At 28.9% G+C, this 19,729-nt stretch carries 14 protein-coding genes; 4 read left to right on the forward strand and 10 right to left on the reverse strand.

Annotation, left to right across the window (positions count from 1 at the left end; translation table 11 throughout):
* Positions 1-59 precede the first annotated feature (59 nt).
* From HUE53_RS07745 to HUE53_RS07755, 3 genes are read left to right on the forward strand one after another with little or no spacing between them, the layout of a single operon-like run.
* The gene (locus tag HUE53_RS07745; RefSeq protein WP_065213883.1) at positions 60-3,149 is read left to right on the forward strand and encodes a hypothetical protein; all 3,090 of its coding nucleotides are present in this window, start codon (positions 60-62) and stop codon (positions 3,147-3,149) included.
* Entirely contained in the window at positions 3,146-4,369 is a 1,224-nt protein-coding gene (locus HUE53_RS07750) for a hypothetical protein (protein ID WP_081279032.1), read from the forward strand. The genes HUE53_RS07745 and HUE53_RS07750 overlap by 4 nt, the downstream gene beginning before the upstream one ends.
* The gene (locus HUE53_RS07755; protein WP_065213882.1) at positions 4,353-5,903 is read left to right on the forward strand and encodes a glycosyl hydrolase; all 1,551 of its coding nucleotides are present in this window, start codon (positions 4,353-4,355) and stop codon (positions 5,901-5,903) included. Before HUE53_RS07750 ends, HUE53_RS07755 begins: the two co-directional genes overlap by 17 nt.
* Positions 5,904-6,257: 354 nt before the next feature.
* Here the strand turns inward: HUE53_RS07755 and HUE53_RS07760 are convergent, their stop codons facing one another.
* The 3 genes from HUE53_RS07760 to HUE53_RS07770 all read right to left on the reverse strand — a co-directional run bounded on the left by HUE53_RS07760 (position 6,258) and on the right by HUE53_RS07770 (position 9,075).
* Complete coding sequence (locus HUE53_RS07760; RefSeq protein ID WP_065213881.1) at positions 6,258-7,445, reverse strand: glycosyltransferase; 1,188 nt, start codon at positions 7,443-7,445, stop codon at positions 6,258-6,260.
* Positions 7,446-7,483: 38 nt separating this feature from the next.
* Positions 7,484-8,644, reverse strand: coding sequence for an MATE family efflux transporter (locus HUE53_RS07765; protein WP_307725305.1), 1,161 nt, complete (start codon positions 8,642-8,644; stop codon positions 7,484-7,486).
* A 128-nt stretch (positions 8,645-8,772) separates the two neighbouring features.
* On the reverse strand, positions 8,773-9,075 hold the full coding sequence (locus tag HUE53_RS07770; RefSeq protein WP_123906712.1) for a hypothetical protein: 303 nt from the start codon (positions 9,073-9,075) through the stop codon (positions 8,773-8,775).
* 212 nt (positions 9,076-9,287) lie between these two features.
* On the opposite strand from HUE53_RS07770, the gene HUE53_RS07775 reads away from it, so the two are divergent.
* Positions 9,288-11,291 carry a tetratricopeptide repeat protein gene (locus HUE53_RS07775; protein WP_192188401.1) on the forward strand — a complete coding sequence of 668 codons (2,004 nt, stop codon included), beginning with the start codon at positions 9,288-9,290 and terminating at the stop codon, positions 11,289-11,291.
* 33 nt (positions 11,292-11,324) lie between these two features.
* On the opposite strand, the gene HUE53_RS07780 is transcribed toward HUE53_RS07775, so the two are convergent.
* From HUE53_RS07780 to HUE53_RS07810, 7 genes are all read right to left on the reverse strand, one after another.
* Positions 11,325-13,898, reverse strand: a complete 2,574-nt coding sequence (locus tag HUE53_RS07780; RefSeq protein ID WP_192188402.1) for a T9SS type A sorting domain-containing protein — start codon at positions 13,896-13,898, stop codon at positions 11,325-11,327.
* Positions 13,899-14,019: 121 nt separating this feature from the next.
* Entirely contained in the window at positions 14,020-14,754 is a 735-nt protein-coding gene (locus tag HUE53_RS07785; RefSeq protein WP_192188403.1) for a LytR/AlgR family response regulator transcription factor, read from the reverse strand.
* Positions 14,755-14,757: 3 nt separating this feature from the next.
* Positions 14,758-15,078 carry an Hpt domain-containing protein gene (locus tag HUE53_RS07790; RefSeq protein ID WP_192188404.1) on the reverse strand — a complete coding sequence of 107 codons (321 nt, stop codon included), beginning with the start codon at positions 15,076-15,078 and terminating at the stop codon, positions 14,758-14,760.
* The gene (locus HUE53_RS07795; protein ID WP_014165765.1) at positions 15,065-16,111 is read right to left on the reverse strand and encodes a sensor histidine kinase; all 1,047 of its coding nucleotides are present in this window, start codon (positions 16,109-16,111) and stop codon (positions 15,065-15,067) included. The genes HUE53_RS07790 and HUE53_RS07795 overlap by 14 nt, the downstream gene beginning before the upstream one ends.
* The gene (locus HUE53_RS07800; protein ID WP_014165764.1) at positions 16,111-17,244 is read right to left on the reverse strand and encodes an FIST signal transduction protein; all 1,134 of its coding nucleotides are present in this window, start codon (positions 17,242-17,244) and stop codon (positions 16,111-16,113) included. Before HUE53_RS07800 ends, HUE53_RS07795 begins: the two co-directional genes overlap by 1 nt.
* On the reverse strand, positions 17,241-19,178 hold the full coding sequence (locus tag HUE53_RS07805) for a PAS domain S-box protein (RefSeq protein ID WP_077225532.1): 1,938 nt from the start codon (positions 19,176-19,178) through the stop codon (positions 17,241-17,243). Before HUE53_RS07805 ends, HUE53_RS07800 begins: the two co-directional genes overlap by 4 nt.
* A gap of 4 nt (positions 19,179-19,182) precedes the next feature.
* Positions 19,183-19,725 (reverse strand): heme NO-binding domain-containing protein, encoded by a 543-nt coding sequence (locus HUE53_RS07810; RefSeq protein WP_014165762.1) that lies wholly within the window; start codon positions 19,723-19,725, stop codon positions 19,183-19,185.
* Positions 19,726-19,729: the final 4 nt, after the last annotated feature.

Consider the following 19,729-nt stretch of genomic DNA (forward strand, 5'->3'; position numbering starts at 1 on the left):
TATTTCTAAAAAATAATTTTTGCAATTACATTTACAATATAAGTTTTATTACTAACAATGTGAGAGAACCGTCAAATAAATATCTTATTTCAGCTCTATTAATTGGGGTCATTTTTCATGGTAGCGCGATATTTTTTACCTTAGAAAATACGTATGATGCACTAATTCATCTTTTTTTTGGTAATCATTATGCTCAAAATTGGTTTGAACCTTGGGATTACAGTTGGTATACAGGTTTTAACGTAATGAGTTATCCTCCATTGGTACACCAGTGTATAGGGTTACTTTCTTATGTAGCAGGGGTAAAATTTAGTTTATTCTTAATTGCTATTATAGGAGTAATATTATTTCTTACAGGTATTTATAGATTTTCTTTACTTCTTTCTAATGATAGGTTGGTAGCTGGATATGCGTCAATAATTACAGTAGTTTCTTCTTCGTTTGTAGAAGCTCTGCATATTTTTGGTCAACTACCCAGCATAATTGGCATTTCAATTTTAATGCATTCCTTACCTGAAATTTATTTATTTATCAGAAAAGGATATATCAAGCATTATTTTAATGCTTTATCATTGCTTGCTGTAACGGTTTGTTCTCATCATGTCACTCCTATATTTGGAATGGTTTTTTTTATTGCCCCTTTAATAGGTATGGCTATTATTGATAAAGCACGTGAATCAACCCATTCGTTCGAAGAAGTTAAAATTCAGCTTTTTCTTAAAACATTAGTTAAACTTTTAAAAAGAATTATTGTATTTGGTTTTAGTGTTATTGTTCTAATTGTTGTTTGTATTTTACCTTATTGGATCAATTCTAAAAAAAATCCTATAACTCAAGTTCCAATTCCTCACGGGAGTAGGGATAATTTTATTGAAGTAACTTCATCAGGATTAGTGTTTTTTGTAATTCCTTGGGGGATATTACTATTTGTATTGCCTTATGTTTTTTATAGATTTTATTCAAAGCGTTATATTTTCTTCGGTTTATCCTTAGCTATGCTAACTTTATTAGGAACAGGAGGCACTACTCCATTGCCAATTAAAATTTTAGGTTCTAATGCGTTTAATATTTTAACATTAGACCGTTTTACATTTTGGGCAAGTATTATGTCTTTACCTATGTTTGGTGAATTTGTGTACAGATTAATTGAAGGGGATTTAAAAAAAGCCATACAAAACAAATACGGGAGTATATATCATAAATTTATAATAGGATTATATGCTGGAGGAATGATATTCTTAGCCATTTTTACCATTACGTTAACTTATTGTAGACCCTTACAACCCAAAAAGATTGACATGCAGCCCATTGTTAATTTTTTAAATCAGGATCAACACGACCAATGGCGTTTTTTACCCTTAGGTTTTGGTGATCAAATGGCTTATTTATCTACTCTAACAAAAGCTATGACAGTAGATGGGAATTATCATTCAGCAAGACGACTTCCAGAACTAACTTCTAGAGCCGTGGAACGCCTAGAAAATTGTAAATTCAGAGGGTTGGAGGGGATAGGCTCTTTACAACAATTTCTTACGGTTCCAGAAAAATATAATTTGAAATACATTTTTTCAAATGACAAATTCTATGATCCTATCCTTTATTACTGTGGTTGGCATAGGATAGGTTTGTTAGAAAACGGTATTATGGTTTGGGAAAAAATTAGTGTAAAGCCTTTGTCAAAAATTTTACCCAAGGACGATATCCCAAATTATTTAAAATTAATGTGGGGTATTATTCCCCTTTTTACTATTATTATTGCCTTTGTACTTAACATACAGATGATTTGGGTACAAGCATTAAAAACCAATAATAAAAACCTTACAAATTTTAAAGAACATGGATTATCTTATAATACATTTAATCAAAAACTAATTAAAGTACTACATTATTGGGGAATTTTACTTTTTTGTATTGTTATAGTTAGCTTATATTTATTTTATAGAGATGTAGATAAACAGCTTACCCCTGAAAATGTAGTGAAATCTTACTATAATGATTTAGATCATAAAGACTTTAGAGGAGCCTATAAATTAACACTTCCTATAAAAGAGTATCCTTTTTCGCAATTTATGCTTGAAATTTCTGTAAGAGACGGAATCATAAATTCGTATGCAAAACTGGATTCTATTGCTGTTAAAATAGTATTCATTGGATCTAAAAATGCAAAAGTTATTGCAGATACAAAATGGGTTACTCCATTAAAAATGATCTATAAGACATTTACACATTTTGTAAACAAAAAAAATGGGAAATGGTATATAATACCTGAAAAAAAAGATATAGATATTCCTCCTGATGAACTCTTAAGTAATAACCAAACGGAATTTTATAAACAAGGAAGAAGAAGAATTACAACCCAACAAACATATCACGAAGATGTATTGAGACAACCTGATTTAGAAATTATTTCAGCTTCACTTGTAGAAAAGAATAATAGATTTGAAATTATTGGAACACTTCAAAACATTGATAACGTTCCAGCCGATGTTATTTTAAAAGCAGATTTGTATGATCGTGATAATACAATGGTAGCCTCTTTTAATTCGAAATACACGATAAAACATAAATTAAATCCCAAAGAAACAACTCCTTTTAAGATAGAATTTGAAGAGATTGCTTGGTTAAAAAATAGTGATATAAAACCTACGAATTTTAATCCTGATGAGTTTTCACCGAAATTTTTTAAATCAAAACCAGTTCGTTTTAACTTACATGGAGAAGGGAATGTAGTAACGACTGATTTATACAATTCTGTATCTTTAAATGAATTAAATTTTAAAGAAGGTAAATTAAAAGGAAGCCTTTTTAATTTTGGAACACAAGAAGTAACAATATCTGAATTAATTGTATCCTATTATAATACTAAAAAAGAATTGATTTATGTAGATCATTATTTTATAAATGAAGGGATACGAATTCAAAGAAAACAAGATTTTGATTATACATTATTGGATTTGAATAATTTAAAAATTATTAATTCAAGTATTAAAAATTGCTTTATAAATGGTATTTCAAATGAGTCAATCGCCCGATCTGTTTTTGAAAAAAATAACGGAAACGAATTAAATCAATTACAAGAAATAGAAGGAAAGGGATTTTCATTTATTAAAATAAATTTTAATAATTTTATTGGTAATCCAAGGTTATGAAACAAAAAGCATTCATACTTATTACAATTGGTTTTATCCTGTTTTGTGGGTTTACGAGTCTGTACAATTACAATACGTCTAAAAATTATAAACTACTGAATCGGATATTTAAAAGTGAAGCAGGAAAGAATATTTCGTTTCAATTTATAGCACCTGATAACAGTTTACTTTTTATTAACCATTCATACGGTAAAACAATTGTGTCAGGAAAAAGAAAAGGCCATTTACTTACTTTTGAAATACCTCCAATTTATACAAAAAAAACGGGAACTATTTCATGGTTTCTTATACACAAAGAAACAATTGTACTAAAAGGAAGCACAGAAATTTGTCCTACTTTCATTTCCCGAAAACCTTTAGAAGCTTATTTGGGCCCTCCAAGTACTTTGGCTGGACCGCCTCATTTTGTAATGTTTGTTACGATACCTTCAGATATTTATGATAACCCTATGCCCACTAATACAATTGTAGATTACAAAGAGCATTTTTTTGATAACATTCAGAGTAATATAATTTTGACAAAAAATTTGATTACTTGGAAAAATATATTTGCACCAACAAAATCAGGTAAAATATTTTTATCTGCTGTAGTTAAGACTTCCGCTACAAAAGAATTTGAGGCTTTAATTTATCCAAATATTCCAACTAATTTTAGTATTGATTATACCAGACCACATTTATTTGCCGATGGAAATCAGATAACTAAGTTATTTACTAATACGATAAAAGATAAGTTTGGAAATATTATAAGTGACGCAACCCAAGTTAATTTTTTAATAACAAATTCAAAAGGAAGTCAGTTAACTACCCAAGGTACTACTTTAGAAGGTGTAGCCAATGCACAAATTTTGCATCCTGATCATAAAGAAAAATATACAATAAAAGCATTTGTAAATGGTATGGCAGAGAGCAATGTTATAAGTATAAATTATAAAGAGGTTACGACTAAAATTCCATATCATTTTATGAATAATAGGTATTTAAAAATAGGACCTATAAAAAGTTATATGAACCAAATAGTACCAGATGGAATAGCGGTTGTTACTAAAGTGTATAAAAAGAATAAATGTATTGCAGAAATTAAAGAAAATACCTTTAAAGGTATTGCGCATTTCAATTTTCCAGAAGAAGAATTTAAAGCAAGTGAGTATTCATTTGAAATATCAGTTTTGGGAAAGACTATAAAAACACAAAAAATCTTATATGACAATAATAAATAACAAAAACAGTTATCGTTTCATTTTAATAAGCTCTTTTATTTTGATCAATTTATTACTGGTATACGGACTAAGTTCTATCATTGCTTTTATGAATTCTGGCGCAGATAGAGCTACGATACTACATTTAGATAAAGAACCTATAAACACGTATCTTCCAAAAATTGAATGGGAAAAAAGCAAAAATGAGGGTAGAGAAATAGAACCTCAAACATTAAAAACCATAGAAAAACAGTATTTATTTTCATGGTATATTAGAAATAATGCGCTAAATAAAAACAGATACTCAGGTTTAGCAGATTATTTTACTCAAAATAGCTATAATCAATTACTTAAAGTAGTAAATCAGAATAAAAAACAAAAAATTACCGTAGATAACACTACTTTAAAACATACTTTAAAATTAGAATTCTATAGTGAAGATGGGCAGCAAGTTGTCATAACAGATAAAAATGTTGTGGAGTTTCAAAATGTTTACCAAAACAAAAAATTTATTGCTTCTGTTAAAGACACCTCCTTATATAAGGTAATTTTACTATTAGAGGATGGCTATTGGCGCGTACGACATATTGTGAAAATGACAAAAGAACCAGAAAAGAAAAGCCTAAAAGAACCAGGAATTTTTACTATTCAAAATCAAAAAATTCACAAATCAGGAATTCCTTTTAAAATAAAAGGGATAAATTATTATCCTAAAGATTCACCGTGGGATGTGTACGGAAAAAAATATGATTCTACAGTGATCAAAAAAGATTTTAAAATTATTAAAAAAGCGAACTTAAATACAATCAGAATTTTTGTTCCGTATGAAGATTTTGGAAAAGCAGAAATTAAAAAAGATAGACTACAAAAATTAATTCAAACTATAAAAATTGCCAAGGACAACAATTTATTTGTTATTGTTACTTTATTTGATTTTTATAGTGATTATTCTATTGAAAGTTGGACACTAACACACCGTCATGCCGAAAAAATAATAACTGCTTGTAGTGAATTAGATAATATCTTAGCTTGGGATATAAAGAATGAGCCTAATTTGGATTTTGAAAGAAGAAAAAAACAAAATGTCATTCCTTGGCTCGAAAATATGATTGATTATATCAAAGAGATAGATCGAAAACATTTGATAACAATTGGCTATTCTAATAAAGAATCAGCAGAAATACTTAAAGATAAAGTAGATTTTATTTCTTTTCATTATTATGAAGAAACTAATGACTTTTTAAAAGTTTATAATGAACTAGTAAAAACAACCAAAAAACCCGTGATAGTGGGGGAATTTGGGTTATCTTCAAATAAAAACTTCTGGAACTGGTTTGGAAATTCTAAAAAAAATCAAGCAGTATATCATAAAGTAATGCAAGAATATTTTAAAAATCATGATATTTCATTCGTCTCTTGGACTCTTTATGATTTTCCTACTGTGCCAGACAACATTTTTGGAAATAAATTTTGGATAAAAAACAAACAAAAAAACTTTGGTTTTCTTGATAAGAATGGAAATAAGAAACCAGCTTTTTTATTTATATCACATTAATATTTTTTGAAATTTATTAAAAATAAAGCTAGGTGGATTTGTTTTGTCAGTTTATTTTCGCTCATATTTATTTAAATTAAAATTTCCGAATCTCTCAAATAATAGATATAAAAACTTCTATCTTATTTTAGCATTTGGGATAATACCTGATTAAACCCAGATTATGCGTTAGCCTTTGTGATGAAGATGAAAAAGGGCAAAGAAGTTAAAAAGGAACAGAAATTTTTTACCACAGTTGTAGTTTTCCTATCTATCTTTGAGAACAAAAAAAGGGATCCTTTTTAGATTCGAAGTCATTTTTATCTGTACTAAATTTAATGCGTAATCTGGGGTACATAATGAGTTCTAAAAACCTTATATTAAAGCGTTATTACCATGTATTAATTGATTAATTTCATATAGATATTGATCAGCTATTTTATTCATTGTTAAAGCACTAGCTACTGTATAATTATTATATGCTAATTCTCTTCTATAATTATCATTTTGTAAAATTTTATGAATGGCTGCGGCTAAAGATTCAACAGATTCTGAATCAAAAAACTCTCCTTTATATCCTTCTTCTTCTACAAGTAGAGCCAAATCGCCTAGATTAGGCATTACAACCGCTTTTCCATAACTTCCTGCTTGATGAAGTACTCCAGAACTACCAGTAGTAGAGGTATATGGAAAGACCACTACAGTACTTTCTGTAAAAATTTTTTCTACATCTTTTTCTTCAACATATCCCGTAAAAAATAATCCGTCTACGTTCGTATATTTTTTTTGAACACCTTCTAGATATCCTAGAGTATTTGGACTATCAGTACCAGCAATCACTATTTCTATAGGATCCGTATATTGTTTTCTAATTTCTTGTACCGCGTCAATTAAAATTTCTACTTTTTTATACGTTCCAAATTTTCCAAATGCCATTACTTTTTTGGGACCCGCAGGTAAATCAAAATTGGGTTGAGAAACTGTTTCAAAAGAACCATGGGGAATTAAAACCACGTTGTTTACTTTATATTTTAATTTTAAAATTTCAACATATTTACTTATGGTAACAGAAACTTTATTGGCTTTTAAGATAAAATAAGTTAGACTAGTTCCTATGCCATTATAAATATTTTGCATTAATTTATTTTTTGTGAAACCAGCAGTATTTAAGTCAACTTGTTCAAGTATATTGTGCATTAGAACCATGGTTTTAAATCCTAATAACCGTAAAATAAAGGGTAATAAAAGGCCTAATGCAGCGGGTATTTTTTTATCGCCAAACTTTACAAATTGCAAGTTAAACAAAACAGCATCAGGTTTAGTGTTTATGACAGCTTTACAAATAGTAAAAATAATTTTGTAACTATTAAAGGACCAACATTCATTTACTTGAATTTTTTGACTATTTTCAAAATCAAGTTGTTTGTTCTCTGGTGTTTTGTCACACATTAAAATTAGTTCAGAAACTTCATCTTTTTGAACAAAATTTTTTACTAGATGATATCCATATTCGTTAAGCGTAACCTTGCTAGGAGGAAATGATGTTATAACTGCTAGTTTCATAGTTTGTTTTACTTTAGTTTATAGTTGTTTGGGTATATCTACAGATTACTTATTTTAATGGTTTTAAATCTAACATGAACTAAGGAATAAATTACCTGAAACAAAAGTAAAAAAAGCATGGTAAGAATCTGAACATGAACAACCTGATTTAAAGATTCATGGTAAAGGGTAATTAATACTACTTGAATACATCCAAAAAGGGCTGAAATAAAAACAGGTGTATAATTATTGATAGATAGATAGTAATAGGTTAAAAGGTTGGCAATAACAAAAATTGTAGTTGCTAAAGCATATTTCCACAGAATGGAAGCGATTACTAAATATTTTTGACCAAACATTATTAATAAAATTTCTTTTGAAAAAAGAGCCGAAAAAACGATTATAACAAATGATAATACAACGATATAAAAAACATAATTAAACAATATGCTCTTTGTTTCTTCTCCTTGTTTTTTTAATAATATAACCTTGGGTAATAATAACATTATAAACATCCAAGAAACAAAATAAATGACTCTTCCTATTAGAGCAATAGATGAATATAAACCAGCTTCATAATTTGGGAAATAATGTTTAACCAAAATAATGTCACTATTATTAATAATAATTTGAGTAAATTCATAAAAAGCGGTTATTAAAAAAAACAACCTTACTTCCTTAATCCAATTGGAGGTTTTAGTGTTGTGAAAATAATTTTGTAATTCAATTTTTTTGTAAGGAAATAAACCACAAATTATGGATATGAAAATACCTGATGCCACCATGTTGGATACAGCTGATTTTGGAAATACAAATAGCAATACATAAGTAACGATTAACCTACTTAACATTTCATACAAATAGGATTTCGATAGATTATAAAAATAACTTTTACCTTGTTCTATTCCGCGCTTTATACTCATTAAAAAATAAAATGGAATGGCACAACCAAAGATTGCAAACATTGTATTGGTTTGAGTCTGAAATATTTTCTGAAAATTTTCTGAAAAAAGGAAAAACACAGAACCTATTATAAGTCCTAAAGCAATTGCAATTTTATTAAAAAATACAATCAACGTTTTGCGTTCGTCTTCTTGTAAGGTAACCGTAAACTTAGTTGTAGCTATTTGAAAAGTCATACCTAAAAATGATAGAACTAATAAAAGCGTAATTAAAATGGCTGTATCAGCAAAAATTTGAGGCCCCAAAATTCTTCCCAAAACCAAGTTGTATAAGTAGTTTCCTAAATTTACAATCAGCATCACAAACATAAAGTACCTGTCCTTACTTAATGTGAGTGATGAGAAAATGGATTTATTTAAGGATAATACCCTCATTATGTATGATTTCACAGGTTTACTTTTCTTAAAATATGATTAATTTTTTCATCTTTAAACATTTTTTCGATTTTTTTACTTTTCGAAAATATCTGAAAAACAACATGTTCCGAAACAGCCTTTTTGTATAATAAATACAAAGCCCTTACACATATTCGATCAATTTCTTGATCTTTTTCAAATAAAATTTGAATTCTTTTAGGATGGGTATTTATTAATGAATGGAAATAATTAACGACAGAGTTTATATTTTGTGCTCCCATATTTCCATTTATTTCATAAATTTCTGAATTACAAGTTATTTTAAGTGACATAACTAATGGTTTTAAAGTTAATACTCTGGTTCTCATACAAATTTCTAAATAGAAAAAAATAAAAGAACTCTTTTTCGACGAATAACGTTTTCCTTTAGTTTAAAATACGATGAATTATGATTAACTTAGTCATATAATACATTCTATCCATGCTAAATGTTATAAAGTATATCAGTATTTTAATTTTTACCTGTAATTGTTTTTCTCAAGAAATGGTATCGGGTTTTAATTATCTTGAAACGGGAGAATTTGAAAAAGCAGCACTCTTTTTTAAAAACATACTTCAAGATTATCCTCAAAATAAAACGGCTCGCTTATGTTATGCAAGGGCTATAGGGTTGAATAAAAAACCAGAAGAAGCCATTGTTTTGTTTAAAAAATTACTTGATGACTACCCTAATGATTTTGAAATTAAGTTAAATTATGCTGAATCAATGCTCTGGAATAATCAATTCATAGAGGGAAAAACATACTACGAAAATTTAATAGCTTTAGATTCAAAAAGTTTTCCAGCGGTTTTAGGATATGCAAATTGTCTTTCTAATTTGCGTGAATATGAAAAAGCACTATCCTATGTAAATCAAGCATTAGAACTATCAAAAAACAACCCCAATGCACTTATTTCTAGAAAATACATACGATTAGGATATGCAGACCAATTGTCAAAAAAAAATTTAATAGAGGAGGCTTTGAAATTATTAGATGAGAATTTAATAGATACTCCTGATGACACAGAAACAATTCTTAATAAAGCCAATTTATTATTGATAAAGAAAGATTATACTAATGCAAAAAGAACCTATTCTAAATTAAATAAAACACTCAATGATTCAATAGTATCTCTTAATGGGTTAGCCTTAGCAAATCATTTAGATGATAAGGAAAAAAAAGGGTTACGTTATGCTTTGATGGCTAAAGTAAAATTAAACCAATCATTGGACAAGACGATCGTTAATCAAACTACAGAAAGATATATTCAAACATTAATTTGGAACAAGAAATTTACAAAAGCCCAAAATGAAATTAAGGACTTTAATATAAAAACACGAAATAGTTCACAGAGTATAGCTCTTCAGGCAATGTTAAACATTTATAAAAATGATTTTTTGGAAGCAATTACAGAATACAAAAATCTTTTAGCAAAAGATTCGATTTCTTTTGATGGGAATTTAGGAATTGCAAATGCGTATTATGCAAATGATCAAATTAAAGACGCATACAACGCTGTAAATAAGACATTAACTATTTTTGAAGGACAAAAGGATGCTAATGGTTTGTTAAACAAATTAAATGAAAAATTCAGCCCATTTATTGAAGAAAAGATTAGTTATTCGTTTGATAATAATAAAAATAGTGCCGTTTCTTCTTCTACGACCGTTACTTATCCTATTAATTTAAAAACTTCTTTGATAGGTAAATATACGTATAGAAAAACTAGAAATACGATTAGTGATCAATTGGCTAAATCTAATGATTTTATTGCAGGTGTTAATTATGAATTATTTTCTAAATTAACTTTAACGTTTTTAGGAGGATTAACAACTGTAAATTCATTTTCAGAAGATTACAATCAATTTTTAGCACAAGTTTCGGTAAAAGCTAAACCGTTTAAACTTCAAGAAGTGGAAGGCGGTTATTTGCGTGAAATTCAAAATTTTAATACGGAATTGCTCAATAGAAAAATTATAAATAACCATTTATATATTAATTATAATATTGCAACTAATTTTAATTTAGGTGGTTTTATACAGTATTTTAGGACTCAACAAAGCGATGACAATAACCGAAATCTTTTATTTACATCAGTATATTATACTCTACTATCAAAACCAATAATTAAAACAGGGGTTAATTACCAATTCATAGATTTTAGCCATCAAAAACCGTTGTTTTATTTTAGTCCATCCAAATTTAATGCGTATGAAATCTTTGCAGATATAATTAGAGACAATAAAACAATAGAATCAAAAGGAACCTTTTATCATTTCATTGCCGCTGGAGGCACACAATTTATAGAAGATAATAAAAATCAACTTACGTATAGATTACAAGGTAAACTAGGTTATAAATTCAGTTCTCGTTTAAACTTACATTTGTACGGCTTAAAAAGCAATATTGCTTCCAGTACTGCTGCTGGATTTACTTATACTGAAATAGGTTTGGGATTTAAATGGATATTTGCAAAATCTTTAAATCAAAAAAGGTTGCTCAAATAGCGAGCAACCCTTAATTATTTATGGTCTTTAGAACTAATTAATAAACAGTTTGGTCGTTTTATACGGATCGTTAGAATCTACAATTTTACAAAAGTATATTCCTTTTGGCAGTTCTCTTTTTGATAAAGTGATTGAGTTGAATCCTGCGTTGGTATCCACGTCAAATTGCATTACAATTTTTCCTAATTGATTTACAACTTGTACTTTCATAGTACTAGCTTCATTTGCTATAAATTCAATAGTGGCTTCGTTATTTACTGGATTAGGATAAACGGCTACGTCTAAGGGTTCATCGCTAACTAAAACTCTATTTTCTGAAAAACGGATATTTTCTAGTGCTAATTCTTTTATAACCTCTTGGCCGTTTGTAGTCATAATAAAAACGATTGTTTTAACATCATCTAATTTTACTGTTTCCGAATTATTAATTAAGGAAGAAATAGATAGATTAAACTCCCTCCAACTATTTGTTAATTTAACTGTTGTATAAGGTTGATTTTCCCAATTGGATATACTTGATTTTATGAAACGGATTTCTAAATTGCCACTACCTTTCGCTCTAAATTTAAAACTGTTGTAATCAGATAAATTAACTGCCTGAAATCTTGGCGTTAAAGCACGATAAACACTTATGTAATTAGATACTTTTGCACTTAAACTTACATTTCTTTCTACAGGAAATTCATTAGTTAAGGCTTTATAGTTATTAGGTTGAATTTTGTAATTCAAAACAGTTGTCCCTTTTGCTGAACTGTCTAATCCCCAAGGACCATCAGATAAAAACAAGTCATCAGGGACTGTTGTGTTTTTGCCAATTCTCATACCCACGTCAAATATAGAACCAATAGGGTAATCATGTTGTACTAGAAATTTTTTATCTAAATTAATACTTGTGGTAAAGTTTTCAAAAGTTGAGGTTTCGGAAAGTCTTTTACCACCGTCAAAATCTACAGTTGGTATGCCAGACGGATTAATGATATCTAAGTATAGTTTTCCATTAGAATATTTACCTTTTTTAACAAATACCGTTGGCGGATTGGAAACATTATATTCTGTAATGGTTTTTTGATTATTTATTAATGAAATTAACTCAGCACCTAGTTTGTATAAATTATCTAATGAATTGGTCCAAATTTGAAAATTATAATACGTTGTGTTTTGTTGGTATTTATCTAAATTCCAGTGGCTATCTATAGAAAAATTATTTTCATTATTAGTCAATCTAGCGGCTAAACTCATTGAGTACTCAATAGTTCCATCAGTATTTTTTATGATAGAACGTATAAAATTCTGCTCATTTAATTGTATGGTAGAAACAGACAAGATTTCGGCACCTAACAATCGGTCACAAATGTATTTGGTATGTTCATACACCCCATTGTTTGTTTTGATGGCAATCATACTACCAATAGTTTTATTGTTTTTGATGTAATCTACAGAATAAACATCAGTTGCGTTCGTAATTTGAGTTAAATCAAAAGGGGTAGATTCAATAACCGAATCTTCGTTAAGTACTTGTAGTGGAATAAAAGATTGAAGAGTAAATCGAGTATTTCTACTTGCATAACGTGCGTTTTTTTCTATTCTAGAAGCTTTGTTACGATCAAAAGTATAATTGGTTTTAACTCGGTTATAGTTACGTTTATTTATAGCATCTCCCAATCTATTATTACTTTCTAATCCCCCATTATTACCTCCTGAAGTTTCATCTACAACAGCACAAGATCCCGTTCCAGAACAAGAAGGATCATCACAATCAACCAGTCCGTCACCATCATCATCAATTCCGTTTGAACAATCTTCTTGCGGTACAGGAGCAGTAGGACAACGGGCACCATCGTTACTTGAACTGGATGGTCCAAAAGCAAATAGGTTAGAATTGATTATGTTTGAACCTGTTAAATTCTGAACATTTCTAATAATATAAATAGTTCCTGTATCATTTGATGAAACATAAAAATTACCATCTACATCAAAATAGACAGCTCCATAGGTATAATTTAACCCTGCTATAATAGGTACTTCTCCTAAACTTTGTACACTTCCAGTGGAGGGAGTAATTCTGTATAAAATATTTGTACTTTTTTCTACAGTGTATAAGTTTCCATCAACCGCGTTAAAGGCCCAATCGTAAACATTTATAGAAGTACTGAGTGGATAAGAAGTAATATACTGTCCGTAGGTTGCAGAATTTGGGTTAACATCTATTTGATAAATGAAACTACCTATTTTTAAGAAATACACGCCATCGGAACGAATATCTCCAACAAATCTACTCCCTGTGGGTAATTGAGGTATATAATACGAAGTGGTTTGAAAATCAGCTCCTATCCGTACAATAGTATTTGCAGGAGTACTTAAGGACCCCCACATATAGCCATCAGTAGGGTTATACCCTGCGGCATTAATTGTACCTGGAGTAATATCGGTTGCTATTAAGGTGGCTGTTCCTGATGATAGATTTATTGCATATAAGTCATTCATTTGAAACAAATAAGCGTTATAATTACAATTAAAAGGCTGATTTTGACTAAATGAAGATAGATTAGCAAGGTTTAAAATAATTGCTAATCCATATTTTACTGATGATAAAACACTATTTTTCATGACCTTACTATTTTAATCTGATAGTAAAGTTATATAGTTTTTTAATGTTTTGATTGGATTTTTGATCGTTGAATTTAAAGTATAGACAAAATGTAATTATCTATAGATGAATATAATAGTATTAGAGTAGATTAAGTCTATTCATTAATTCGGGTCTGTTGGATCGGCTAACAGGTATTACTTCTTTTCCTATAAGGACGCTATTATCCTCAATATCTATAATTTTTTTTACATTTATTATGTAAGAACGATGTACTTTTAAGAATAAATGATTAGGCAGTTTATCTTCAATTTTTTTGAGTGTTGAGTGAACGGTATAATTTTTACTTTCTGTTTTAATAACAATATAGTCTCCTTTTGCTTCTATTAAGTTAATAGATTGAAAATTAATTTTTATAAGTCGTCTATCAATGTTTATATAAAAATCATTAGATTGATCTTGAATTTTGTTAGTATTTTCTATAGGCGATATTTGATTATCGTGACTTACTAAAGAGGACTTAAATTTTTGGATGGCTTTATCAAAACGTGCCTGAGTAATAGGTTTTACAATATAATCTACTATACAGTCATATTCAAAAGCTTCTATTGCATAATTTTTGTCAGATGTAATTAGAATGATTTTAGGAGGATTTTTAACGGTTTGTATAAAATCAAAACCTGTAAAATCAAAACCTGTAAAATCAGGCATGTGAATATCAAGAAATATTAGATCCACAGAATTTTGATTTAAATATTTCATAGCTTGAATTGCATTAGAAAACTCTTCAACGACATTCATTTCCGAATAATTAGAAACCATTTGGTAAATTATGGTTCTTGCTAAAGTTTCATCATCTACAATAATACAATTCATTCATTAGGTCAATTGATCAACAAATTGTTGCATAGCATCTAAAATAGCCTCAAATTCTAGCTGTAAATCCGTTGATTGTTTCAGTAAATTTATTTCAAACTCTTCAGCAATATAATAACTTTTTTCCATTCCTAAAACAGAAATTTTATGTTTAAGCTTATGTACAGAAGAAGCTGTTTGTTGGAATTTTTTAGCGGTTATGTTTTCTTTATAATTATTGATTTCTTCTGGTAATTCTTGTTTTATTATAGAAATTATTTTTGCTCTAAATACAATATTATCTCCTGATAATTGTTTGATATAGTTTTCGTTAGGTTGTTCCATGTTGTTTTGATAAAGTGAAATAAAATGTTGATCCTTCATTTTCTTTGCTTTCTACCCAAATTTTTCCGCTATAAAAAAGTATGATTTTTTTTACAATAGATAAACCTATACCCGATGAATTGTTATTATTTTCTAATTTTGTAAAGACATTAAAAATCTTATCAAAATATTTCGAACTTATTCCTTTTCCATTATCTCTTATGTAAAAAAGATAATCTTCTTCTTGATCTTTGTAACCTATTTCAATAACCCCTTTTTCTTTGTCCATTGAATTTAAGGCATTATCTATTAGGTTTTGAAAAATTTGCTTAAATCTAATCGTATTTCCATAAATTTTAGGAAGATTTGAGGGGATATACACTTTAGTGTTCAAAGGGATATGAAAACTTTTTAGTACTTCTTCACAGAGTATATTAAAATCGACTAATCTGTCGCTGGTTTCTAGTTTATCAATAGTAGAATATTCTAAAATTCCTTTGATTAACAGATCCATTTTTTCTACATTCAGCAATACTGAATTTAGCGAGTTTAAACAATCATCTCCTATTCTGCCTTTATTGTCTTCAATGAACCAACTGACTAATGTATGTATGTTTCGTAGAGGGGCTTTTAGGTCATGTGAAACTACATGAGCATACTCGTTTAACTCTTGATTTTGTTCTTCTAAATCTTTTAATAAGGTTTCTCTTTGTTTGTTTATAGAAATAATTTCTATAGTTTGTTTTTTTAATTTTTCTACAAGATCTTTCTCATTTTCTATTTCATTTAGTGTAGACTTGATAGCCATTGAATTAATAATTTCCTCAAGATTTTTATTGATTTCTTTTAAATTAATTGTTTCAAGCCTTAATTTATCATTTGCTTCATAGAGTTCATCAGAACTTATTTTCATAGCTCTTTGAGACATTTTTAATTGCTCGTCATAATTATTGTATGAATCATTAATAGCATTAATAAAATCCTGATTTAGTAATAAATCGGCACCTTCTTTCTTTAAATATTTATCTATTTGTCTACTTAGTAGAGAATTCATTATTCACTTATTAAAGTTAAAGTCATTGTTTGATTGTGTAGCTCACAGCTAGATTTTCCACCAAAAGGAGCTATTTCTCCATAGGAATAAAAGCCACTAATGATTGCTTGATTACCAATTGTTTTTTTTACTTCTTCAATTTCTTCCTCTACTCTTTGATCCATTATTAATTTTCTACCGATACAACTAACTAATAACGCAAATTCAGGCTTGTTTATTCTATTTTGCATTGCTTCTTGAGCTGCTTTTAGAGCACCTTCTGTAAGTCCATCTACCGATGCCATCATTAATTGTACTTTCGAATTGATTGGAACATCACCTGCGAGCGTCATGGAATTATTATTTTCATCTATACTTAGTACGGTTCTTACAACAGCTCTTACTTTATTTTCAGCTTTTACATGTAATGGATATAATAATGCTGCTTTGGGTAGTTCGTTTGCTTTCTCACCAAGGTATTTTCTATAAAGTTCTAGAGCGGGTTTATCGTCTATTTCGTATAAAATATTGGCTTCTGATTTTGTAATTAATCGTTCAGGACCAAATGTGAGCCACCCACCATGACTAGCTACTGATATTTCTAGTGTTTCACCATATAACCCAATCAAAATAACCTCTCCTGCTTTTGGATTTTCTTTATAGGAAGCTAGTGTTTTTTCAAATTTATCATCATCTCCACAGATTCCACCTGAAATAGGCACGTTATTAAACATTACTGATTCAATCCCCGCTATTAATGAACTACCATTGACAAAGCTGCCTTCGGAAATTACGATTAAATGTTTTAGACCTTCTTTAGGTATATCCCGAGATAATTTTTCCCCCAATAAGGAAGCATCTAAATGATAATCTTTTATATTGCCATTTTTGATAACAAAGGTAGATTTTTCAAATTCTATGGCGGTAACATGAACTGTGTCATTTATTACGTTCGTATCAATAATTTCTCCAGAGGTAGACCCAAAAACGAAATGTTCGTAAGGAAATTCTTTTCTAATTTTTTCTATAATGCTAGGGTCTTCTAATAGTTGTCTGTTACCAAAAACCAAAACGAAAGGATTTTTTAATTCTTGCTTAGAAAACGCATAGTTCCATTCAAGATTTTTTTCTAGAAATGCTTGTACTATTTTCATTGTATTGATTTTGGTATTTTAATAAAAAAAGTGGTTCCTATATTTTCTTGACTTTCAAGCCATATTTCTCCTTTATAGTTTTCAATAATTTTTTTTACTATAGAAAGTCCTATTCCTGTAGATTTTTCATGTTTGGTAAAGGATTGAAATATGGTAAAAATTTTATCTTGATTTTCAGGGGCTATGCCAGGACCATTATCTTTTATGCTGAACAAATGACTGTCATTAGTATCTTTATAATCTACGATTACTTTTCCTTGAGGTTTGTCTATATAGGTTACAGCATTACTAATTAGATTTTGAAATAATTGTTGCATCCTATACCGATCAGCTGTAATAATTGGTAAAATAGTAGCCACGGTAACTTCAACATTTTCTGGAATATGAATTATTTGAATTGTGTTTTGAACGATTTCGTTTGTATCAACTTCTTCGTAAACACTTTCTAATGTATCGATTTTAGAATAGGTTAAAATTCCTTGAATCAAATGATCCATTTTTTCAACTTTGCTTTCAATCATTTCAAGATAACTCAATGTTTGCTCACTAAATTCTTTTAGATTGTCTTCCTTGATCCAAGAAATTAACGAATGAATACTTCTAAGAGGCGATTTTAGATCATGTGAAACGATTTGGGCATAGTCATTGAGTTGTTGGTTTTGTTTTTTGAGCCTGAGTAACAATCGTTCTTTTTGTAGTTCAAGATTTTTTTGTTGTGTAATATCTAAATGAATACCTATTGAACCAATTATATTCCCTTTTGCATCGTAATTAGGACCGCCGCTAATTACCCAATAACGATCGTCTCCATTTTTCGTTTTGGCTAAAACTTCATAAGAATCAGATACTCCGTTTTTTCTTGCTTTATTTTGATCTGCTAATAGCATTTTGCTTGTATCATTTGCTAGTAATTCGGTGGCGTTTTTACCTATTATTTCATTTATAGAATAACCACTCATCTCTAGAAATGACTGATTGGAAAAAAGAATAACATCGTCATTATCTACTTCAAGTAGTCCTAGGTTCATATTTGCAATGATACTGCTATACTTTTCTTTTTCATATTTTAGGGCTTCTTGATATGATTTTTCGTTGCTAATATCTTCTTCTATTGCAAAAAATTTAATAATTTGCCCATCGTTATTTTTTAATGCTTGTCCATGAATTCTAACCCAGTATTTGGTTTTATCTTTAGTATAATTTAATATTTCGCAATTAAAAGGTTCACCCTGTGAGAGTTGTTTTTTTAGATAGGCTATAGTTTCCTTGCTGGTTTCTTCGCCTTGAAGAAATGAACCTGGTTTTTTCCCTATTACTTCTTGATTGTTATAACCCGTTACTTTTTCAAAACTTTCATTCACCCACTCAATTTTACCTTCTTTATCGCAAATAATAACAGCATTTAGGTTTACTCTTGCAATAGAGGATAAGACTTGAAGTTCTTCTTTATCTTTTTCAAGTATTTTTTGTTGTTGATTGATTTTAAGAACCAATTCATTTAACTCTTGATTTTGAATTTCTTGATTTTTTAAGACATGTAATAGATCAATCAATGGGTCATTGAAGGCAAAATCCTGAAGGGTTAAATTGTTTTCTACGACTTCTTTTACAGAATTAAACCAAGGAGATCCTGTAAAAAGATAAAATTTTCCATGTTGGTTTATTTGACCTCTAAGAATTACTTTTTTCGTATAGGTGTGTATTATGACTAATTGGTCTAATGTTTGAGTAAAATTATTCAAATCAATATTTTCAAAATGGGGCCTTTGAAAATTAAATGATTTTATAAAATATGTGTTTAACTCAATTTCAGGCAATAATTTATTTAATGTTTTTCCTAAACTTATGATTTTTAATTGGTCATCAATTAAAATATGAAAAGGAAAAATAGAATTAAACTCATCTACGTTAAAATTGAATTGAATATTATTCATAATTCTACCAACTTATATTAAAAATCTCGTGAGTATCCCCTTTATTACGGCTTTTGATGATTTTGATTTCAACAGGGGTTTTAAATAAAATACTTAAACCTTGAATCAGCCCTTTTACAAAAGCCTGTAAACCTTCTCTTATGGAGAAGTAGTGTAAGTTAAGACTTTTTTCGGAAATATCAGAGACTTTAAATTCAGGAGGAGTTAAATTGGGATAAATAAGCATAACTCTATTGTGAAATAAAGGAAGACTAATCAAAAAATCTTTTAAAGAAGTACCTCCTGACTCCATTAAACCCTGATACTTTTCCTGAGTTGTTTTTAAAATCCACCACTCTCCAAAAGTCGTGAGAACATCATCAACTGTGAGGTTTAACTCTTGAGCGGTTGTATTTGCTAATTTGTATGTTACATCGTCATCATAAGACTGTCCACTTATAAAATAGTCATGATTTATACCGCTCTTATTTCGGATTTCATTCCATTTTTGTTCTCCAAAATTGGATATAATTAAGTCCTGAATAGCTTTATTTACAATTCCATACATAAAA

It is taken from the genome of Flavobacterium columnare (genome assembly GCF_014844295.1).
GTDB lineage: Bacteria > Bacteroidota > Bacteroidia > Flavobacteriales > Flavobacteriaceae > Flavobacterium > Flavobacterium columnare.